We start from the raw sequence: 17,730 nt of genomic DNA on the forward strand, positions 1-17,730 counted from the left end.
ATATTTCAGCCCGTATCAGCTCAGTTAGTGAATCAACCGAATCAGATTTTCGTTTAAACCACCGATAATGCGATTGCCACAGGCAAATAAAACAAAAGACAACACCGATGATTTGCTTAAGTGAACGGCATTGCGCCTCAGTAGCGTGGATTTTTTAATTCATACTATAGTTACAACATCCCTATAGTTAAATTATATTATTGCGCATTGAATCTGCTAAATCCCAATACACATGTATTTGATTTCTAAATAATCCTCTATGCCATACTTCGACCCTTCACGGCCCAGTCCGGAGGATTTCACGCCGCCAAAGGGAGCCACTTCGGTAGAAATAATCCCGGTGTTAATACCAATAATGCCGTACTCCAGCGCTTCGCCAACGCGAAAAACGCGGCTCAGATCGCGAGCGTAGAAATAGGCCGCCAGGCCAAACTCGGTGTCGTTCGCCTGATGAATAACGTCGGCCTCATCTTTGAAGCGGAACAGCGGGGCGAGGGGGCCAAAGGTCTCTTCTTTCGCTACTTTCGCGTTGGCGGGAACATTCACCAGAATCGTCGGCTGGAAGAAATTACCGCCCAACGGGTGGGTTTTATCGCCTGTCATTGCCCGTGCGCCTTTGTCAATAGCATCCGCGATATGCTCCTGTACTTTGGCGATCGCTTTCTCGTCAATCAGCGGCCCGATGGTGACGTTCGGCTGCAGGCCATCACCGATTTGCAGTTTACTGACCGCCTGTTGAAGTTTTTCAGCGAAGCGATCGTAGACACCATCCTGGACGTACAGGCGATTGGCGCAGACGCAGGTCTGTCCTGCGTTACGAAACTTGGAGGCCATCGCGCCTTCCACGGCTTTATCTAAATCAGCGTCGTCGAAAACGATAAACGGCGCGTTGCCGCCCAGCTCCAGCGATACTTTCTTGATATCTTTCGCGCACTGTTCCATTAGCTGGCGACCAATTTCCGTTGAGCCGGTAAAGGAGAGTTTGCGTACCAGCGGATTGCTGGTAAGTTCATTGCCGATTGCGCTGGCAGACCCCGTGACCACGTTAAATACGCCCTCCGGGAGCCCGGCGCGATTAGCCAGCTCCGCCAGCGCCAGCGCGGAGAACGGCGTCTGGCTGGCGGGTTTGAGGACCATGGTGCAGCCTGCGGCCAGCGCCGGGCCTGCTTTGCGGGTGATCATCGCCGAGGGAAAATTCCACGGCGTGATGGCGGCAGTCACGCCAATCGGCTGTTTAATCACCAACAGGCGCTTATCTGCCTGATGACCGGGGATCGTGTCGCCATAGACGCGTTTACCCTCTTCGGCAAACCACTCAAGAAAAGAGGCGGCGTAGCTGATTTCGCCTTTTGCTTCCGCCAGCGGTTTCCCCTGTTCCAGGGTCATTAGCCGCGCCAAATCGTCCTGATGCTCCATCATTAAATCGAACCAGCGGCGCAGGAGAGTGGCGCGCGCTTTGGCGGTAAGCGCGCGCCAGGCCGGCAACGCACGACTGGCCGCGTCGATAGCTTCGCGGGTTTCTTCTGCGCCCATTTTGGGTACGTTGCCCAGCAATTGGCCGTTTGCGGGGTTAGTCACCGCGAGTGTTTCGCCATTGCTGGCATCGCGCCAGCGTCCGTTAATCAATGCCTGTTGGCGAAAAAGGGTGGAATCGTTAAGTTGCATGGTTGCGTCCTGTCTCAATGTTGATACCCGTCAGACTTCAGGTTGCGGGTGTATGGGTTACGCGTGTTTGCCCGAATCACTTACTTACGTAAATGATTCAGGATTCTCTCGCTTGCCGCGCGATTCGGCCATGTCTGTAATTTATGGATGTACCCGGCAAACGCTGCGGCATCAAACACCAGTCTCTGTTTAGTGTAGACGAATGCGGTTCAGGGAGGCGGGTGCGGCGCTGGCTGATATGATCATAACGGTTAATTATTTAGGGTTATTTGAGCGGTGAAGCATTAAGGAGAGTACCGGAGTCATGATGAAAGCTGGCCGTGCGCAATTTGACGATAACACCCCGGAAAACCCATAAAGTAGAAGATTAACCCGTTACCCGGAGCAAAAGGCTCCGGGGACTTTTAACAGTATCAGAACCTCCAGGAGACGCTGCCGACGATGCTGCGTTCCGCGCCAAAGTAGCAATAAGAGAGCGAGTTACAGGCGGCAATATAGCGCTTATCGGTCAGATTGTTCACGTTCAACTGGGCGCTGAGACCATTGATTCCCACTTTAGACAGATCATAACCGATGGTCATATCCACTAGCGTATAGGATGGCAGGGTATGCGTATTCAGGCGATCGCTGACAATACCGTTGACGTAACGCACACCGGAACCGAGCGTCAGGCCATCCAGAGGACCGTTTTTCACATCGTAGTTCAGCCAGGCGCTGGCCTGATTACGCGGGGCATAAACGGCCCGTTTGCCCTGTTCTTCCGGGCTGCTTTTTTTATAGCGGATATCGGTGTAGGTATACGCCGCCTGCAGGCGGAAACTGTCCGTAAGCTGGCTGATCGCTTCCAGTTCCACGCCTTTTGACTCAATCTCGCCAATTGAACGGTAAGGGTCGGTCGGCTCTTCTTTGGTGGCGATATTGGTCTGATTGATGCGGAATACTGAGGCGCTGAACTGGCTGTTCAGTCCCTCCGGTTCATACTTTACCCCGGCTTCCCACTGTTTGCCTTTCATCGGGTCCAGCACGTTGCCGTTTTCATCGGCGAAGCTGGTGGGCGTAAAGGCCGTAGAGTAGCTAACATACGGCGCAAAACCGTTATCAAACAGATACAGCAGCGCGACGCGAGAGCTGAAGTTATTCTTATCCAGATCGCTGCGTGAATTATTGAATTTATCGATATTTGAAACACTTACCTGGTCGTAACGTCCGCCCAGGGTGAAGCGCCAGCGGTTCCAGGACATCTGATCCTGCAGATAGTAGCCTGTCTGACGTAGCTTATGTTTTTCGCGGCTGTACAGGGTAATGTTATCCGGCTGCGCGCCGTAGTGTGGATTAAAGGCGTCAATCGCCGGGAATGAACCGTAGTAGCCGGTGATATTGTTGCTACGATTCTGGTAATCAATCCCCACCAATAGTCGATGGTTAACGGCCCCGGTATCAATGCTGCCATCAAGCTGGTTATCAAGCGTAATAGCGTTCATCTTTTCGTCTGAGCCGGAATAACCGCGATTCAGCTCGGTTTCGTTCAACCAGCCAGCGGCGTAGACCTGATTCAGTTTGACGTTGGTATGCAGATAGCGCAGTTTCTGTCGTACTGACCAGCCGTTATCAAACAGGTGTTCGAAATGGTAGCCGACCATATTTTCGCGACGGTCATACTTATCGTAATCATCTTCACCCTCGAAGAAAGTCTTCGCGATTTTCTTGCCATAATGCGGAACCACGGTGCCTTCATAAGGGAGTCCTGAGTGGCTACCGCCCTCCGGATCGCGATGCAGATAAGCCATTAAATCAAGGCGTGTCCTATCGGTGATGCGCCAGGTCAGACTCGGCATAATCGCATAGCGTTGCTCTTTCAACGTATCGAACTGGGAATCCGCGTAGCGGGTCATCCCGCTTAACCGTCCAGCGACCCGGTCGTTATCGTCCAGTGCGCCAGTGACATCAAATGCCGCGCCGCGCTGATTGTTATTACCGGCGAAGAGTTTGATTTCACCACCGGGATCGAATGCGGGTTTACGCGAGGTGAGGGCGACGATGCCGCCCGGTGAAGAACGACCATACAGGACCGAGGCCGGGCCGCGAACGACTTCGATATTTTCCAGAAACCAGGGATCGACCACCAGAGAACTGTGCGAGTTGGTATCGCCCATCATCTTCAGACCGTCGAGATAGACATTATCCAGGCTGCCATCGGAAAATCCACGCAGGACGATGTAGTCGAAACGGTTTGACGCACCAATCTGGTTACTATAAACCCCAGGGGTATAGCTAACCGCCTGGCGGACGTTGACGGCTCCCTGCTCTTCAAACTGCTGGCGAGTGATAATGGACACTGACTGTGGGGTTTCCAGATCCGGCGTGGCAATTTTGGTGGCGCCGCTTTGCATCTGTGGAGTAACCACGATGGTTTCGTTTTGTGTTGTTTCCTGAGCCAGCAGCGGGAAGGCGACGCTGCTGGTCACCCATCCTGTCAGTAGCGCCAGACGCGTTTTCGCAAACATGAGCATCTCCAAAGGTGTTTCTAATTGTTAATAAGAATTATTACCTTTTTGATGTCTTATCTCGCTATGCAGAATGCCAGGATGTGTATGCACGCTGCCAAAGCGTCGATCTATTTTTCGCGAAAATGAAAAAAATGTATTAACGAGGTTGATGACAAACCTGTATTAGGCATGACGCTCGTATTTCTGTCGGGTGGAGGCTACCGTCTGGCCCGGCTTACAACCTCAGCGGTATTATTTTGCACAGGCCCGCGCAAGCGACGCGCCGCCGGGAAATTGCACAACAGCGCCCGTTGTCAGCAATCTGATTAGCCCGATTTTTGCACGTTGCAGGGGGAGATGCCGTAGCGCCGACGAAAGGCGGTGGAGAAGTTGGTCGCGTGCTGGTAGCCGGACATCCAGGCCGCCTGCTGCACGCTATAGCCTTCAAGCAAATAGCGTCTCGCCCGTGTCAGGCGGCAGTCACGCAGATAATCGAAGACCGAACAGCCATAAGCGTCGCGAAACTTGCTGCGCAGGCTACTGGAGCTCATCGCCGCTCTCTGAGCCAGTTCACCGAGGGTATAGTTATTTTCCGGGAATTGCTCCAGCAGGCGGCGAACTCTCTCCAGTCGTTGTTGCTCGCCGCTTGCCCGGACAACCTGCCTGGTGCTTTCATCCTGACACACGCTCAGACCATGACCGAACAATTGCAGGATAAGGCCTTCCAGCATCAATTGCCGGGACACTCGCCCGAGCGCGCGTTGTTGCGCGAACTGTAATCCGTCCAGCAGGAAGTTCGGTACCTGCCAGATAAGCGTTGGCGTCTGGCATCTTTCCCATTCGTGCATTAATGAATCAAGCAGACCATTGCGCCATGTGCCATCCGGGTAGAGGCCCAGGGATAGCGTGCGTAATCTGCTGTCCACATCGTGGCGGGCGTACATCGCCTGCTGTTCGCTAAGCCGGGACGTAAAAGCCATTCCGGCGCATACGAGATACTGCTTGCCGTTCAGGCTCAGGCTGACGCAACCTTCCATCACCACCAGCATATACAGGGGGCTGCTATGACGAGACGTTGTCTCATAAGGTTGTAACACATGAACATCGGAATGCGTCACACACATGCCGCAAGGTAGCCTCATCTCTTCCACTTCGCCCAGCAGTACAGGAATAGCGTGCGGCGACTCCTGCGTTTTCATCAGCCCGGGAAAATGGTAGTCGATACCGTACCGTTCACCAAAATCCATAAACTCACGGACGGAGAATGTTTTTCTCAGCGCCGGGTGGGCGGGTTCATCCTGCGTCGTCGTCTTGTTCATGCGGTTTTCTGCACTGGAGATGGGGTGTCATCGGGTTATGCAACCTTATCATTGCGCGGGCAGTACGACAATAAAGATGAGAATCATTATCATAAGTTGCTTTGCATGACGGCGTGACGGGAGAGCGGTACAAGGACTTTCCACGCGCTTTAAAGGGGCCGCTGTCAGTATTGTTCAGCAATCGCGCGGGTTGTTGTCGATATTAATGCCATTGACGCGGATGCATGCTGGCTAACACGTGGCTATTTTCACCTGCGTTATCGCAAAATAATGCCAGAAGTCGTTAGCCCCTTTTATGACACCGGGAATAGCCAATTGCTGATGTCGCTGATGTCGGAACGGCAAGCTCATGTTGAATCAGTAGTCTACTGAGATTGAAGTATTCGCATTGGGTGCGTGATTAATTCTTTTTGCTAATTTGTTAACTGTATGATCGATAGATAATGAAAATAGTTATTTTAGTTCGTATTTATATTGCCTTTTGCGTAAATGGCACAGCGTTTTGATATTTTTCATGGTTAAAAATTCTAATTTTAATGTTAAATTAAATTATTTAATGCCATTAATAAATAGTAAAATGGATAATTATACTGAAATATTTGTTTTTATTGGTTTATATATCTAAATTTTATTATTTTTTACTAAAAAATAAGCATAATGAATCCACTGCGAAGATAATGGCTGAGTAAAATTCTTAATTACCTGATAATTTTCTCATTCATAATCGAATTAAGGACTTAATATTTATTTTTTTATTAGGATTTTTATTCTTTTTTAGTGGAGTGTAAATGGCTAAAAAAAATGTTGTAATAAGCCATTACATCATTATCATATGGGAAATTTCTTAATTTATACGGGAAATGTTTTAGAACTGGGGTTTTAATATGTAATATGATGAGACTTTACTATGCAATATGGAGAAATGCATTGTCTGGGGTGTAATATAAGGTGTGAGATACTCCCCTCAAAAGAATTCAGTTCCACCCAGTGTCTTAATCGGCAAGTTTGTATTTGGCCTGCGGTTAACTTCTTTTTTGAAACAGGACTAAAATCGTTAATCAACTCTGTTGATGTTATTTTTCCTGTTTCCGGGTTTATTTTTGTCGATTTTTCGTGGAGAAGTATCCGTTTCTTTATGGATGAACGATGGATTGACTATCTGGGTTGTGCAGAGATGAAGATCATTTTGCTGTCAGATAGAAAAATGACGCCTCTGGCAGCTTATTACAGCCTGAATGAGCCCAGGGTGTCGGGGGTTATATATCTCTCTGATGATATCAGCAATTTAAAAACAGCATTACGAAAAGTATTCATTGGTCAACCTCTGGTCAGGCAAACTGCAAGGCCCTTAACGAAGAGTGAAAAAGAAATTCTTTATCTGACGCTGAGTAATTATAGCGTGTCGGATATATCGAGAGAATTAGTCGTTGATACGAAAGCTGTATATAACATCAGGCAGAGACTGGAGGGTAAGTTGGGCGTAAAAATAAGGAGATTTTTGTAGTCTTAAAATACAGGCTTGTTTTTTTGCTTCTGTCTGGCCTTTCATTGTTAACTGGTTATGTCGTGGATAAATGTCTGGGGTATAACTTTGGTGTTATTTTATGGCGATTAGGAGAATGGCTGTAGCTTAATATTCTCCGGTGGTGAGCCTGATTGCGGAAAGTGGTCATGGAGGAGCCTGAAAATAATCAGGGTTGACGTTTTCTATCTATCAACGTAACCCTCTTGTTACATGACGGTGACTATTGGGGGATTAATTATGGAATATGCTTCAGGCGAGCCTGAAGTTCAGATAGGCGTGTCGTTGCGCTTATTTTTGTGTAAATCAACAGAGAGTGTCTATTTATGAAAATGAAATTATTGGCTATTGCTGTTCCGGCTCTTTTTATGGCGTCTTCCGTACTGGCTGCTGAAGGTGATGGCAGCACAATTAATTTCACCGGTAATATCGTGGAACAAACCTGCAGCCTGGCTGATATCTCCAAAGACCAGACCGTCATTCTGGGAGACGTGGCGGCCAGCACGTTCACCGGATCTGGTTCCGTCAGCACGGAAGCACCGTTCACGATTACTCTGGAAGATTGTCCTCTGGGCACTAATGACGCGGTCATCTCTTTCACCGGCAATATCGCGGGTTTCGGCAATACGGCGATGTCTACTGACGACATTGATACCACTGGTGTCGGTGTTCAAATCCTGGACGACAGTGTCCCAGTGTCGTTGAGCGGTACAGTCGTTAAAACTCTGACAGAAGGCACCAATGAACTGGAATTCGCCGCCCGTTATGTGGCGATGGGAGAGAAAGTGAAGGCTGGTTCTGCCAACGCCACGGCGAACTTTACTGTGAGCTATCAGTAACAGAAACGTTCCCCTGACTCTGGTCAGGGGAGATCATCAGCCTGCGAGGAGATTTCAATGTCTTTTTTTACCCGAACCCTGGCAGCGTCAGCTTTACTGATGGCCTGTTTTGTCTCTGTTACCGCCCATGCAGGCGGGATTGTGCTGGGGGGGACCCGCATTATCTACCCGGCTGGTCAGAAAGAGGCCAGCATTTCCGTGCGTAACACCTCGAGTGCCTCGCGCTTTATGGTGCAGTCCTGGGCTGAAAACCAGCACGGCAACAAAACCTCCGATTTTATTGTCACGCCGCCCCTTTACGTCAGTAATCCCGGCAGCGAGAACACTCTGCGTTTGATGTATGCCGGTCCGACCCTGCCAACCGACCGCGAGTCCCTGTATTACCTGACGTCCAAAGCTATTCCGGCCGTTGATAAAGCGGAAATCAGCGGCAAAAACGTCCTGATGCTGTCTGCATCCACCCGCATCAAGCTGTTTGTCCGCCCGTCTGGCCTGAAGCCCTCTCCGGCAGAAGCGCCGTCGCAACTGAAAGTCAGCCGCAGCGGGGCTCAACTGGTCATCCGCAATCCGACCCCTTACTACATCACCATCACGCAAATAAAAGCCGGGAATAAGGCGGTGAAAAAGACGGTGATGACGCCGCCTTTCGGAACGGCGAGCCTTACCCTGCCTTCAGGCGGCGCCGGAACCCTGAGTTTTCGTACCATTAATGACTTTGGCGGCATCACGGATGAACAAATCCGGCATTTTTAACCGCGCAGCCTTGCGCGTCATGAGGTTGTCATTGCCTGTTTTTCTGTGAATTCAGTGGATAAATAATGTTATTACCAAAAAAAACACCGCTGGCATTTTTATTGTCCGGTCTGTGTACCTCATCTGCCTGCGCTGAACTTTTTTTCCCGCCTGAGATGATTTCTGCAGACGGTGACGGAATTGCTGATTTGTCGCAGTTCCGGGCGGACGGTTCCCAGTTTCCCGGTGTGTATGACGTTGATATTTACCTGAACCAGACCTTTGCCCGACGCCAGTCCGTGCGCTTTGATGCGATAAAACCGGGTGAGACGAACGCTGTCATCCGGGATGACACCGGTCTGGCGCCCTGCCTGAGCCGAAAGTTTCTGGGCAGTGCTGGCGTAAAGGTGGAGATGTTCCCGGCGCTGATGGCGCTCGATGAGGAACAGTGCGTCAACCCGGCTGAATATGTCCCCGGCGCTTTCAGTCAGTTCGATTTTTCCCGACTGCGCCTTGACCTCAGCGTGCCGCAACGGGCAACCCGTAATCGGGCCCGCGGTGATATTGATCCGGAACAGTGGGACGAGGGGATTAACGCCGCGCTGCTCAGTTACCGTTTCAGCGGCACCGACCGTTCCGGCAGTCGCCGCGACAACCGGAGTTATTTTCTTAGTCTGGGCAGCGGGCTGAATCTGGGGGCCTGGCGTCTGCGTGACGACAGGAACTGGAACTACTATGACAGTAATGACGGCAACCGCCATCGCTGGCAGCGTATAAGGACCTACGCGGAGCGGACCGTTGCACCGTTGAGAAGCACCCTGGTACTGGGCGAGAGCACCACCGGGAGTGAGGTATTTGATTCCCTGGGCTTCACGGGCGTGCAGCTTTCCAGCAACGATAATATGTACCCGGACACCCTCCGTGGGTTTGCACCGATAGTGCGCGGCGTGGCGGAAAGCAATGCGGAAGTCAGCATTCGGCAGAATGGATACATCATCTACCGCACCACCATCGCGCCAGGGGCGTTTGAGATAACCGACCTCAGCCCGGAAAACTCCAGCGGTGACCTGGAAGTAAGTATCCGGGAGGCTGGCGGCAGCGTCCGGGTGTTTACGGTGCCGTATACCTCCCTGCCGACGCTGCAGCGTGAAGGACGGATAAAATACAGCCTGACAGCGGGCAACTATCGCGGTAGCAGTGACCATTATGACAAACCGTCATTTGCCCAGGGCACCCTGATATGGGGCCTGCCTCATGATACGACGCTCTACGGCGGCGCGCAGTTCTCATCAGACTATCTGGCGGTACAGTCCGGCGTCGGCGTCAATATGGGGCGAACGGGGGCGGTATCTGTGGATATCACCCACGCAGACAGCACCCTGGCTGACGGCAGCGGGCATCAGGGGCAGTCTCTGCGCTTTCTGTATGCCTTCGGCTTTAACCCGACGGGCACCACCTTCCGTCTGACCGGTTACCGCTACTCCACGCGGGGATTCCACACTCTGGATGAGACGGCGCTGAAGACGATGTCCGGCCGTTTGTATGATCATACGGGACTGGATAATGACGGTAACCCGGTGACAGACACCCGTTCGGACTATTACAACCTGAACAACAGCAAACGTGCGCGTATTGAGGCGGATATCTCGCAGTCTCTGGGGGATTACGGTTCAGTCTGGCTGACCGGGATGCGCCAGACCTACTGGAACACCTCTGCTGGCAACGCGTCACTGCGCATCGGTTACAGTAACAGCCTCGGACCGGTGAACTACTCGCTGAACTACGGCCTCACCCGTTACAAAAACGACAACGCCCCGTCTTATACGGACCGCAGTATCAGCCTTTCTCTGTCGGTGCCGTTTGACAGGCTGCTGGGCAGGCAATCTGCAAACCCGGTGTACGCCACGTTCAGCAGTCGTCGTGACAGCAACAATCAGGTCAGTCAGCAGTCTGGGCTGAGCGGCAAGTTTTTGAGGGACGGTAATCTGGACTGGAACGTCTCGCAGGGATATTCCCGGAGCCAGGGAACCAGCGGCAACGTCAGCCTGAATTACCGGGGGATCTACGGTAACGGGAACCTGGGCTACAGCCACAGCCGTGACTGGCGGCAGATCAGTTATGGTCTGGCCGGGGGCGCCCTGCTGCACCGTAACGGGCTGACCATTGGCCAGCCTTTGGGGGACACCACTGTCCTGATCGCCACGCCGGGCGTCCCGAATGTTGGGGTGAAAAATGAGCCGGGCGTCTTCACCGACTGGCGGGGATACACCATCAAGCCTTATGCGTCGGCGTACCGGGAAAACCGGATACAGGTGGATACCGAATCACTGGATGAGCATACGGATGTGGATAACAGCGTCGCCCGGATTGTGCCGACAAAGGGCGCGGTGGTGCGGGCAGAGTTTAAGGCCCGTCGGGGCTACCGCGTACTGATGACGATGACCCACAACGGAAAACCGTTACCGTTCGGGACGATGGTCACGGCCGGCGAGAGCAGCGGAATCGTGGCAGACGGCGGTCAGGTGTATCTGTCGGGGCTGGAAGAGAAAGGTGAAGTGACGGCTCGCTGGGGCGACGGTGCCGGGCAGCAGTGCCGCGCTGAGTATCAGCTGACTGAAGCGGACAGGGCGAATGCGGTTATCCGGACCAGTGGCGTCTGCCGGTGAGAGAAGGGAGGACAGACAGAATGATGATGAATATCGCTGCACACATGGCGTCAGTGATGACAGCAGGCCTGCTGGTCAGTCTGATATCACAGACTGACGCGGTGGCCGCCGATCCCACTCAGATAGTCACCTTCACAGGAATGGTGGTCAATAAGACTTGTACGTTTGATGATGTGACATCAACGGTGGTGCTGGATGACATTGGCACGCGTGAGTTCACGGATACGGCGGTGAAGAAACTGAAGGATGTGCCGGTGAGTATTACCTGTGGGGCGGGGGTGACGTCGGTAAAGATAGTGCCATCAGGGACGCCGGACGAGCAGAACGACACCCTGTTCAGCAACACGGGTGACTCCACGGGGGTGGCGCTGCGTCTGCAGGATCTGTCGGGCACAACGATGCTGCCATCCGGCAGCACGAATGTCAGTGTGATCCCGTCTTCGGGCAAGGGCAGTTACACGTTCAGGGTCGGGTATGTGGCGACAGCGCCGGGTACGGTGACCGGGGGGCGTTTTTTGTCCCAGGTGACGTTGAATTTTAACTATAACTGAGTGCCGGACAGTGCAGTCAGTGCCGAGGGGCAGGATGAAGCGCTCTCTGCCTTATGAATAAACAAATGATATAAAGGCTTCCCGTGAACCGTATTTTACTAATGTGTCTAATGAGTACACCGCATTACGCTCTCGCTGATATGGCGTGCAGTAAGCTTGTTCTGAGTGGCGTCTCAGAGGCTTACGCGACATACACTGATACTGATACTCCTTGGCTGAACTTGCGCGATACGGCTTATCTGCGGGCGGTTGTCTATGATAACTCATCATCTGCAGTGCCTGCGGATGCCTGGCGCATCGCAGCTGACTCAAAAATTTGTACAAGTGAAACGACGAACCTGCGATGTGCGCATATTACAGGAAGTGCATTTTTTGACGATCAGCATCATCATTTAACCTATACCCGCAGCAATAACCTGCAGCCAGGAGGATCTGCTGAACAAACGGCTCATCTGCGTCTGCAGTTTGATGAGAGCAGGCAGGTACCGTCTAACCCGCCTTATCGTATATTAATAGAAGACTCCTATTCACATGTTTTCTCGGTCTCCCTTGGTGATATACCTTCGATGGAAATCACAACCGCAACCTGGAACACCGGGGTTAACTACATGTTTCCGGCCATTAGCGCAGGCGAAACAACGGAAGCACAACTGATTCCTCCGCCTTCCGGGGGGAGCGGCACGCTGCGGCGGGTATCTGATGCGGCGACGAGCGGTATGACTGTACGTTTCAACGATGCCGGGGAAGAGCCAGAGCGTCTGACTATCCAGCAGGGGCAATCCACATCGATATCCATGGTGGCGGCGCCGGACGCAGAACCGGGTGCATACAGCCGGGTATATGAGGCTACGCTCAACTGTCCCTGAGTCCTTCTCTGGTGGCCGCTGCAAGCTTACTGTTCGCACTCCGTCAGCTCTGACGGAGGAAGCGCTGAGACGGAATGCAAAACGGTACGCTATCCAGGCGGATGTCAGGGGAATGCTAACAGAGCAACGGCGTGCTGAACGTCAGCGGAAAACGAAACCGCCGCTGAATCCCGGAAAGCTGGCTGCGTGAAAAGATGAAAACCCAGCCCCGTCACTCGGGGTTGATGAAGGCGTTCACGGATGCCTGATATTTCCTGAAACAGTACAGAGAGTGATTGGGATTCGGTATGCCGGAATCGTATGTTTTTTGGCGTTCGCACATTTAATCTGTGGGTTGCAATATAGTAAGCACCTCTAAAACGAGACATAAAATTCTGATTTTTTCCTCTGTAACTCTTTTCTTTTTCTTATATAATTCCCATCAATACAACGTTAGTTCGGAAAATTAAAACGCAATGAATATTATCAATGTAAGGTTTTCCTTGAGTTCAATGCTTGTTAAACGAAATTGAAAAATGCGTGTTTGTTCTGGTGCTTCGTATAACTTTGCGTGATTAATCTATGTGTCTTGCGGTTTCTTGTTGTTTTCAGATTAATAATCTGAAGTTTCAATGCAATCAACAGCAAGGGGCTGGGGAAATGATTATATTTATTGTACGGTTTATTGGGTTCGGTTAATTTGGAAATTATTCTTTTGATCGATAATAACGATCGATCAACATCAAACAATAGAACGCAGCTATTAATATTTTGATTTCGATCGTTTTAAACGATTGTCAATTTTTCTTGCGCATGGTTAATAATCTACGGGTTAAATACAGGGGATGTTTTCAGGAAAATATATTGTGCGGTTATAATAATTAATCGCGAGCAGACCATGAATAAAATACACGTAATATCTGATAATCGTTTTTTCCTTGCTGGTATAACCGCTCAGACGCCTACCGATTACGTGCGTTTATACACATATTCACCAGATGAAATAAGTTCTGATTTTTATCCTGAGAGAGAGGATATTGTTGTTCTGAATATTTTAGATATCCATGAACGCGAGACGATAGCCTGCCAGCCCGGATTGAGCAATACCTGTTGCCGGGTCATCATTCTGTTGAGTATGTATAAACCAAAAAATGAAAGATATTTAAATAGTTATCAAAGACCTTTCCCTTGGTTGATCCCTATCAATATCAGGCCAGATGAGTTCTGGTTATACCTGATGAAGGCGAATGACAGTCCTCTTTTGCAAAAGTCTTTTAAGAGAGTCGAGCAGATTCTTTTCAGCTATCTGGGTAAGGGGATTTCTTTACCGCAACTGGTAAAGACGCCCAGCATTGGCTTTACAGAAAATTTGGTTTATTCATTAAAACGAAAAATAGTTCGCGGGCAGCAACTCGCAGGCCACCATGCTATAACCGTTATGGCATGCAGGGACATCATATCAATGAGTCAAATATATGAATAGACATCCATTCGCTGATTAAAAATCTGAACTGTAGATGTACCGTGTACTTTTTTAATATATACCATGAATAATTCGAGTTGCAGGAAGGCGGCAACTAAATGCATTCCCGGGAGCGTACAAACGGTATGTGACCGAAGTAAGTGCAGGCAGCCAGCAAAGATGCAGCTTGGAGGGGGAGGTTATAAAAGCATGGGGTGCATATCGGATTACATTTCCCACAATAATAAGAACCATTCAGAAGTTATGAGTGGTGGTTTTTATGTTTAATGGGTTTTTTGTTTTTCTATTTTAAGTTAAAAATATTATGAGAAAGTTAATTGATATCTTTTCTGTGAAAAAAAGCTTAACCATTCTCCTGCTTTTTATATGTGCTAAAAGCGTTTTTGCCATTGCTGAAAGCATTTCAATAAAGCCATCTCAGGCTATTCTTTCGGCAAGGGAAACTTCAGAGGCTACTTTCCAGAAAGCCATTAATGATCATTTGTCCGGTCGGCACAGTGACGCCCGGAAAAAATATGATGCTTTGAATGGCGGTATGCTGGCAAGTGTCATCGTTTTACCCTCAGCGGTTAATCTGGCCGCTCTGGAACGCTACGACGAGGCTCGTAGCGCATTTACTTTATTACGCCAAAACGGCAACGGGCGTGAGCGGGATTATGGCCTGCTCTGGGATTTATGGTTAACCGCCAGAACATGGCAGGGAGGAACAACAGCACTGCAAAAAACACTGGCTGATAAGGTCGCTAATTATAAGTGGTTTTCGGCATATGAGTCGGCCATTGCTGATATTTACACCGGGAAAGGTGATGAAAAGTCCGTGTTTCAGCTAATCGATAGTATTGCTTTCAGCCATGCAGAGGAGAAGGCGGATGCCGTCACTCAGGCGGTATTTTTTGTCGGCGGCTATTACCAGTATGTAATACACCAACCGCAGAATGCTCAGAAGTTATATCACGACTATGCATCACATCTGAATAAAAATTCTCTTGAGCGAATTCTGGTTCTGAAAGAGCAGGCGTCTCTACGCGTATCTCAATAAGCAATAAACCCGTCTTTTATTAAAAAGACCAGGAGGGAACAATGAATACAGTATATCGTTTAGTCTGGAACGCGAGCCTGGGTCTATGGGTCGCGGTCAGTGAGCTGGCGAAAGCCAAAGGTAAAGGTAAGTCCGGTTTAAGAAGAGCGAGGGGCATGCTATCCGTAGGTCTGCTGGGCGTTACCCTGGCAGGGATCCCTCAGGCGGCGGATGCATGGCTGGTGACGAACCCTACTAACCCAGGAGTATTGCCAGCCTCGGATGGCGGAATATCAACTAATATTGCACTTGGTGAAGGCGCAAGCGCAACGCATCCCTCCGGGTATGCTACAGCCGTTGGCTATCAAAGCTCTGCTACTGCACCATATGCGATTGCTATTGGGAGAAAGGCTACAGCGAGTCAAACGTATGCTACGGCTATTGGGGACAGAGCTGAAGCGAGTGGCTACACCTCTGTTGCCATCGGGCTTCTCAGCAAGGCAGGTACTACTGTGCGTGGGTATTCGGTAGCTATTGGGCAGAGAGCTGAAGCGATATCCGACTTATCTGCCGCTATTGGTGCATCAGCTGCAGCGAATGCAGACTATGCGACTGCTATTGGATGGCTTGCGGGAGCGAGCGGCAGTAGTGCGACGGCTATTGGTGCGGGGGCTGAAGCGAGCGCCATAAACGCTACTGCAGTCGGACCCAACAGCAGAGCAACTGATAGTAGTGCGATTGCTATTGGGCTGGGATCTTGGGCGAGTGCCGCAAACTCTACTGCCATCGGGGTTTACAGCCATGCAGATAGTAATTCTACAGCAGTCGGGTTTGATAGCCGGGCAGATAATGAGAATGCGACGGCTATTGGGAGGGGATCTGAAGCAAATGCCATAGACTCCACAGCAGTCGGGGTTTACAGCAAGGCAGAATATGAGAATGCGACTGCCGTCGGGATTTACAGTAAGGCAAGTAATGAGAAGGCTACTGCTATTGGCGCAGCAGCTGAAGCGACCGCCATACACGCTACTGCCGTCGGGTTTAGCAGCAAGGCAGATGATGAGGATGCGACTGCCGTCGGGATGCACAGTAAGGCAAGTAATGAGAAGGCGACGGCTATTGGCGCAGTAGCTGAAGCGACTGGCTTACACGCTACAGCCATCGGGGTTTATAGCAAGGCATATGATGAAGGTACGACAGCTATTGGGGGGGGTGCTCAAGCAACAGGCTTAAAATCTACTGCCATCGGGGTTGAGAGCAGAGCAACCCATGATAATGCTGTTGCCCTGGGAGGCGATTCAGTTACAGAGGCAGCTGTTGCCACGATTAGTACCACAATTAATGGTATCCAGTACACCTTTGCCGGGACGAACCCGACCAGTACGGTCAGCGTGGGGGATGTGGACAAAGAACGCACCATTACCAACGTGGCGGCGGGGCGCCTGTCGGCGACCAGCACCGACGCGGTGAACGGCTCGCAGCTGCATTCCACCAACCAGAGCATTGACGTGCTGGCCGGCACCCCGCTGAGCTTTGCCGGCAACAGCGGTACGGTGAGCAAAAAGCTGGGTGAGACGCTGACCATCAGGGGCGATAAAAGCACGGCGGGAAGCTACTCGGCCGCCAACCTGAACACTGAGGTGGACGCGCACGGCGACCTGGTGGTGCAGATGGCGGACAACCCGGAATTCGCCTCGGCGATCATCGGCGGCGGCACCACCCTGGACGGCAGCGGGCTGACGATCAGCGGCGGGCCGGCGATCACCACCGCAGGGGTTAACGCGGGCGACCAGAAAGTCACTCACGTGGCGGCCGGGGAGCTGAACGGCACCAGCACCGACGCGGTGAACGGCTCCCAGCTGCACGCCACCAATACGGCGGTGGAGAACCTGAACGCCGGCGTCGGCGGGCTGCAGAACGATGCCCTGCTGTGGGATGCAGATAAAGGGGCCTTCTCGGCGAGCCACGGCGATACGGCGGTGAACAAAATCACCCACGTGGCGGCGGGGGAGCTGAGCGGCACCAGCACCGACGCGGTGAACGGCTCCCAGCTGCACGCCACCAACCAGAATGTGGCGACCAACACCACGAATATCGCGCAGAACACCACGGACATCGCGAACCTGGCGACCACCCCGCTGAGCTTTGCCGGCAACAGCGGTACGGTGAGCAAAAAGCTGGGTGAGATGCTGACCATCAGGGGCGATAAAAGCACGGCGGGGAGCTACTCGGCCGCCAACCTGAACACAGAGGTGGATCAGAACGGCGACCTGGTGGTGCAGATGGCGGACAACCCGGAATTCGCCTCGGCGATCATCGGCACCACCACCGCCCTGGACGGCAGCGGGCTGACGATCAGCGGCGGGCCGGCGATCACCACCGCAGGGGTTAACGCGGGCGACCTGAAAGTCACCCACGTGGCGGCGGGGGAGCTGAGCGGCACCAGCACCGACGCGGTGAACGGCTCGCAGTTGTACGCCACCAACCAGAATGTGACGACCAACACCACGAATATCGCGCAGAACACCACAAATATCACGCAGAACACCACGGACATCGCGAACCTGGCCGGCACCCCGCTGAACTTTGCCGGCAACAGCGGCA

General features: G+C 51.7%; 11 protein-coding genes and 3 pseudogenes. 11 read left to right on the forward strand and 3 right to left on the reverse strand.

Annotated elements, in window-relative coordinates; genetic code table 11:
* Window positions 1-216: 216 nt before the first annotated feature.
* From gabD to ABK821_RS24745, 3 genes are all read right to left on the reverse strand, one after another.
* Complete coding sequence (gene gabD, locus ABK821_RS24735; protein ID WP_138363020.1) at window positions 217-1,665, reverse strand: NADP-dependent succinate-semialdehyde dehydrogenase; 1,449 nt, start codon at window positions 1,663-1,665, stop codon at window positions 217-219.
* Window positions 1,666-2,078: 413 nt separating this feature from the next.
* Window positions 2,079-4,169 (reverse strand): ferrioxamine B receptor FoxA, encoded by a 2,091-nt coding sequence (gene foxA / locus ABK821_RS24740; protein ID WP_138363021.1) that lies wholly within the window; start codon window positions 4,167-4,169, stop codon window positions 2,079-2,081.
* A gap of 308 nt (window positions 4,170-4,477) precedes the next feature.
* Window positions 4,478-5,470: an AraC family transcriptional regulator gene (locus ABK821_RS24745; RefSeq protein ID WP_343179132.1), complete on the reverse strand. Its 993-nt coding sequence runs from the start codon at window positions 5,468-5,470 to the stop codon at window positions 4,478-4,480.
* Between the two features lie 907 nt (window positions 5,471-6,377).
* Between ABK821_RS24745 and ABK821_RS24750 the strand changes: the two genes are divergently transcribed.
* The 11 genes and pseudogenes from ABK821_RS24750 to ABK821_RS24800 all read left to right on the forward strand — a co-directional run.
* Window positions 6,378-6,974, forward strand: coding sequence for a LuxR family transcriptional regulator (locus ABK821_RS24750; protein ID WP_138363023.1), 597 nt, complete (start codon window positions 6,378-6,380; stop codon window positions 6,972-6,974).
* Between the two features lie 344 nt (window positions 6,975-7,318).
* The gene (locus ABK821_RS24755; RefSeq protein WP_138363024.1) at window positions 7,319-7,831 is read left to right on the forward strand and encodes a fimbrial protein; all 513 of its coding nucleotides are present in this window, start codon (window positions 7,319-7,321) and stop codon (window positions 7,829-7,831) included.
* Window positions 7,832-7,888: 57 nt separating this feature from the next.
* Window positions 7,889-8,584 carry a fimbria/pilus periplasmic chaperone gene (locus tag ABK821_RS24760; protein ID WP_142501836.1) on the forward strand — a complete coding sequence of 232 codons (696 nt, stop codon included), beginning with the start codon at window positions 7,889-7,891 and terminating at the stop codon, window positions 8,582-8,584.
* A 65-nt stretch (window positions 8,585-8,649) separates the two neighbouring features.
* Window positions 8,650-11,229 carry a fimbria/pilus outer membrane usher protein gene (locus ABK821_RS24765; RefSeq protein ID WP_343179133.1) on the forward strand — a complete coding sequence of 860 codons (2,580 nt, stop codon included), beginning with the start codon at window positions 8,650-8,652 and terminating at the stop codon, window positions 11,227-11,229.
* Window positions 11,230-11,249: 20 nt separating this feature from the next.
* Window positions 11,250-11,780 carry a fimbrial protein gene (locus ABK821_RS24770; protein ID WP_142501835.1) on the forward strand — a complete coding sequence of 177 codons (531 nt, stop codon included), beginning with the start codon at window positions 11,250-11,252 and terminating at the stop codon, window positions 11,778-11,780.
* A gap of 83 nt (window positions 11,781-11,863) precedes the next feature.
* A complete protein-coding gene (locus ABK821_RS24775) occupies window positions 11,864-12,646 on the forward strand; it encodes a hypothetical protein (protein WP_395034201.1) in 783 nt (260 codons plus the stop codon).
* Between the two features lie 31 nt (window positions 12,647-12,677).
* Window positions 12,678-12,891: pseudogene (locus ABK821_RS24780) on the forward strand (transposase); the annotation flags it as partial.
* A 632-nt stretch (window positions 12,892-13,523) separates the two neighbouring features.
* Complete coding sequence (locus ABK821_RS24785; protein WP_138363028.1) at window positions 13,524-14,108, forward strand: hypothetical protein; 585 nt, start codon at window positions 13,524-13,526, stop codon at window positions 14,106-14,108.
* Between the two features lie 304 nt (window positions 14,109-14,412).
* Window positions 14,413-15,147 carry a hypothetical protein gene (locus ABK821_RS24790; protein ID WP_138363029.1) on the forward strand — a complete coding sequence of 245 codons (735 nt, stop codon included), beginning with the start codon at window positions 14,413-14,415 and terminating at the stop codon, window positions 15,145-15,147.
* A gap of 41 nt (window positions 15,148-15,188) precedes the next feature.
* Window positions 15,189-16,415, forward strand: a pseudogene (locus ABK821_RS24795) (ESPR-type extended signal peptide-containing protein); the annotation flags it as partial.
* 111 nt (window positions 16,416-16,526) lie between these two features.
* Window positions 16,527-17,730: pseudogene (locus ABK821_RS24800) on the forward strand (hypothetical protein); the annotation flags it as partial.

The organism is Klebsiella sp. KE9456 (assembly GCF_043832615.1).
Classification (GTDB): Bacteria; Pseudomonadota; Gammaproteobacteria; order Enterobacterales; family Enterobacteriaceae; genus Klebsiella; species Klebsiella indica.

Excerpts from the sequence above, each read along its gene's own strand:
- gabD (WP_138363020.1), bottom strand. The coding sequence starts at position 1,665 with ATGCAACTTAACGATTCCACCCTTTTTCGCCAACAGGCATTGATTAAC.
- foxA (WP_138363021.1), bottom strand. The coding sequence starts at position 4,169 with ATGTTTGCGAAAACGCGTCTGGCGCTACTGACAGGATGGGTGACCAGC.
- ABK821_RS24745 (WP_343179132.1), bottom strand. The coding sequence starts at position 5,470 with ATGAACAAGACGACGACGCAGGATGAACCCGCCCACCCGGCGCTGAGA.
- ABK821_RS24750 (WP_138363023.1), top strand. The coding sequence starts at position 6,378 with ATGCAATATGGAGAAATGCATTGTCTGGGGTGTAATATAAGGTGTGAG.
- ABK821_RS24755 (WP_138363024.1), top strand. The coding sequence starts at position 7,319 with ATGAAAATGAAATTATTGGCTATTGCTGTTCCGGCTCTTTTTATGGCG.
- ABK821_RS24760 (WP_142501836.1), top strand. The coding sequence starts at position 7,889 with ATGTCTTTTTTTACCCGAACCCTGGCAGCGTCAGCTTTACTGATGGCC.
- ABK821_RS24765 (WP_343179133.1), top strand. The coding sequence starts at position 8,650 with ATGTTATTACCAAAAAAAACACCGCTGGCATTTTTATTGTCCGGTCTG.
- ABK821_RS24770 (WP_142501835.1), top strand. The coding sequence starts at position 11,250 with ATGATGATGAATATCGCTGCACACATGGCGTCAGTGATGACAGCAGGC.
- ABK821_RS24785 (WP_138363028.1), top strand. The coding sequence starts at position 13,524 with ATGAATAAAATACACGTAATATCTGATAATCGTTTTTTCCTTGCTGGT.
- ABK821_RS24790 (WP_138363029.1), top strand. The coding sequence starts at position 14,413 with ATGAGAAAGTTAATTGATATCTTTTCTGTGAAAAAAAGCTTAACCATT.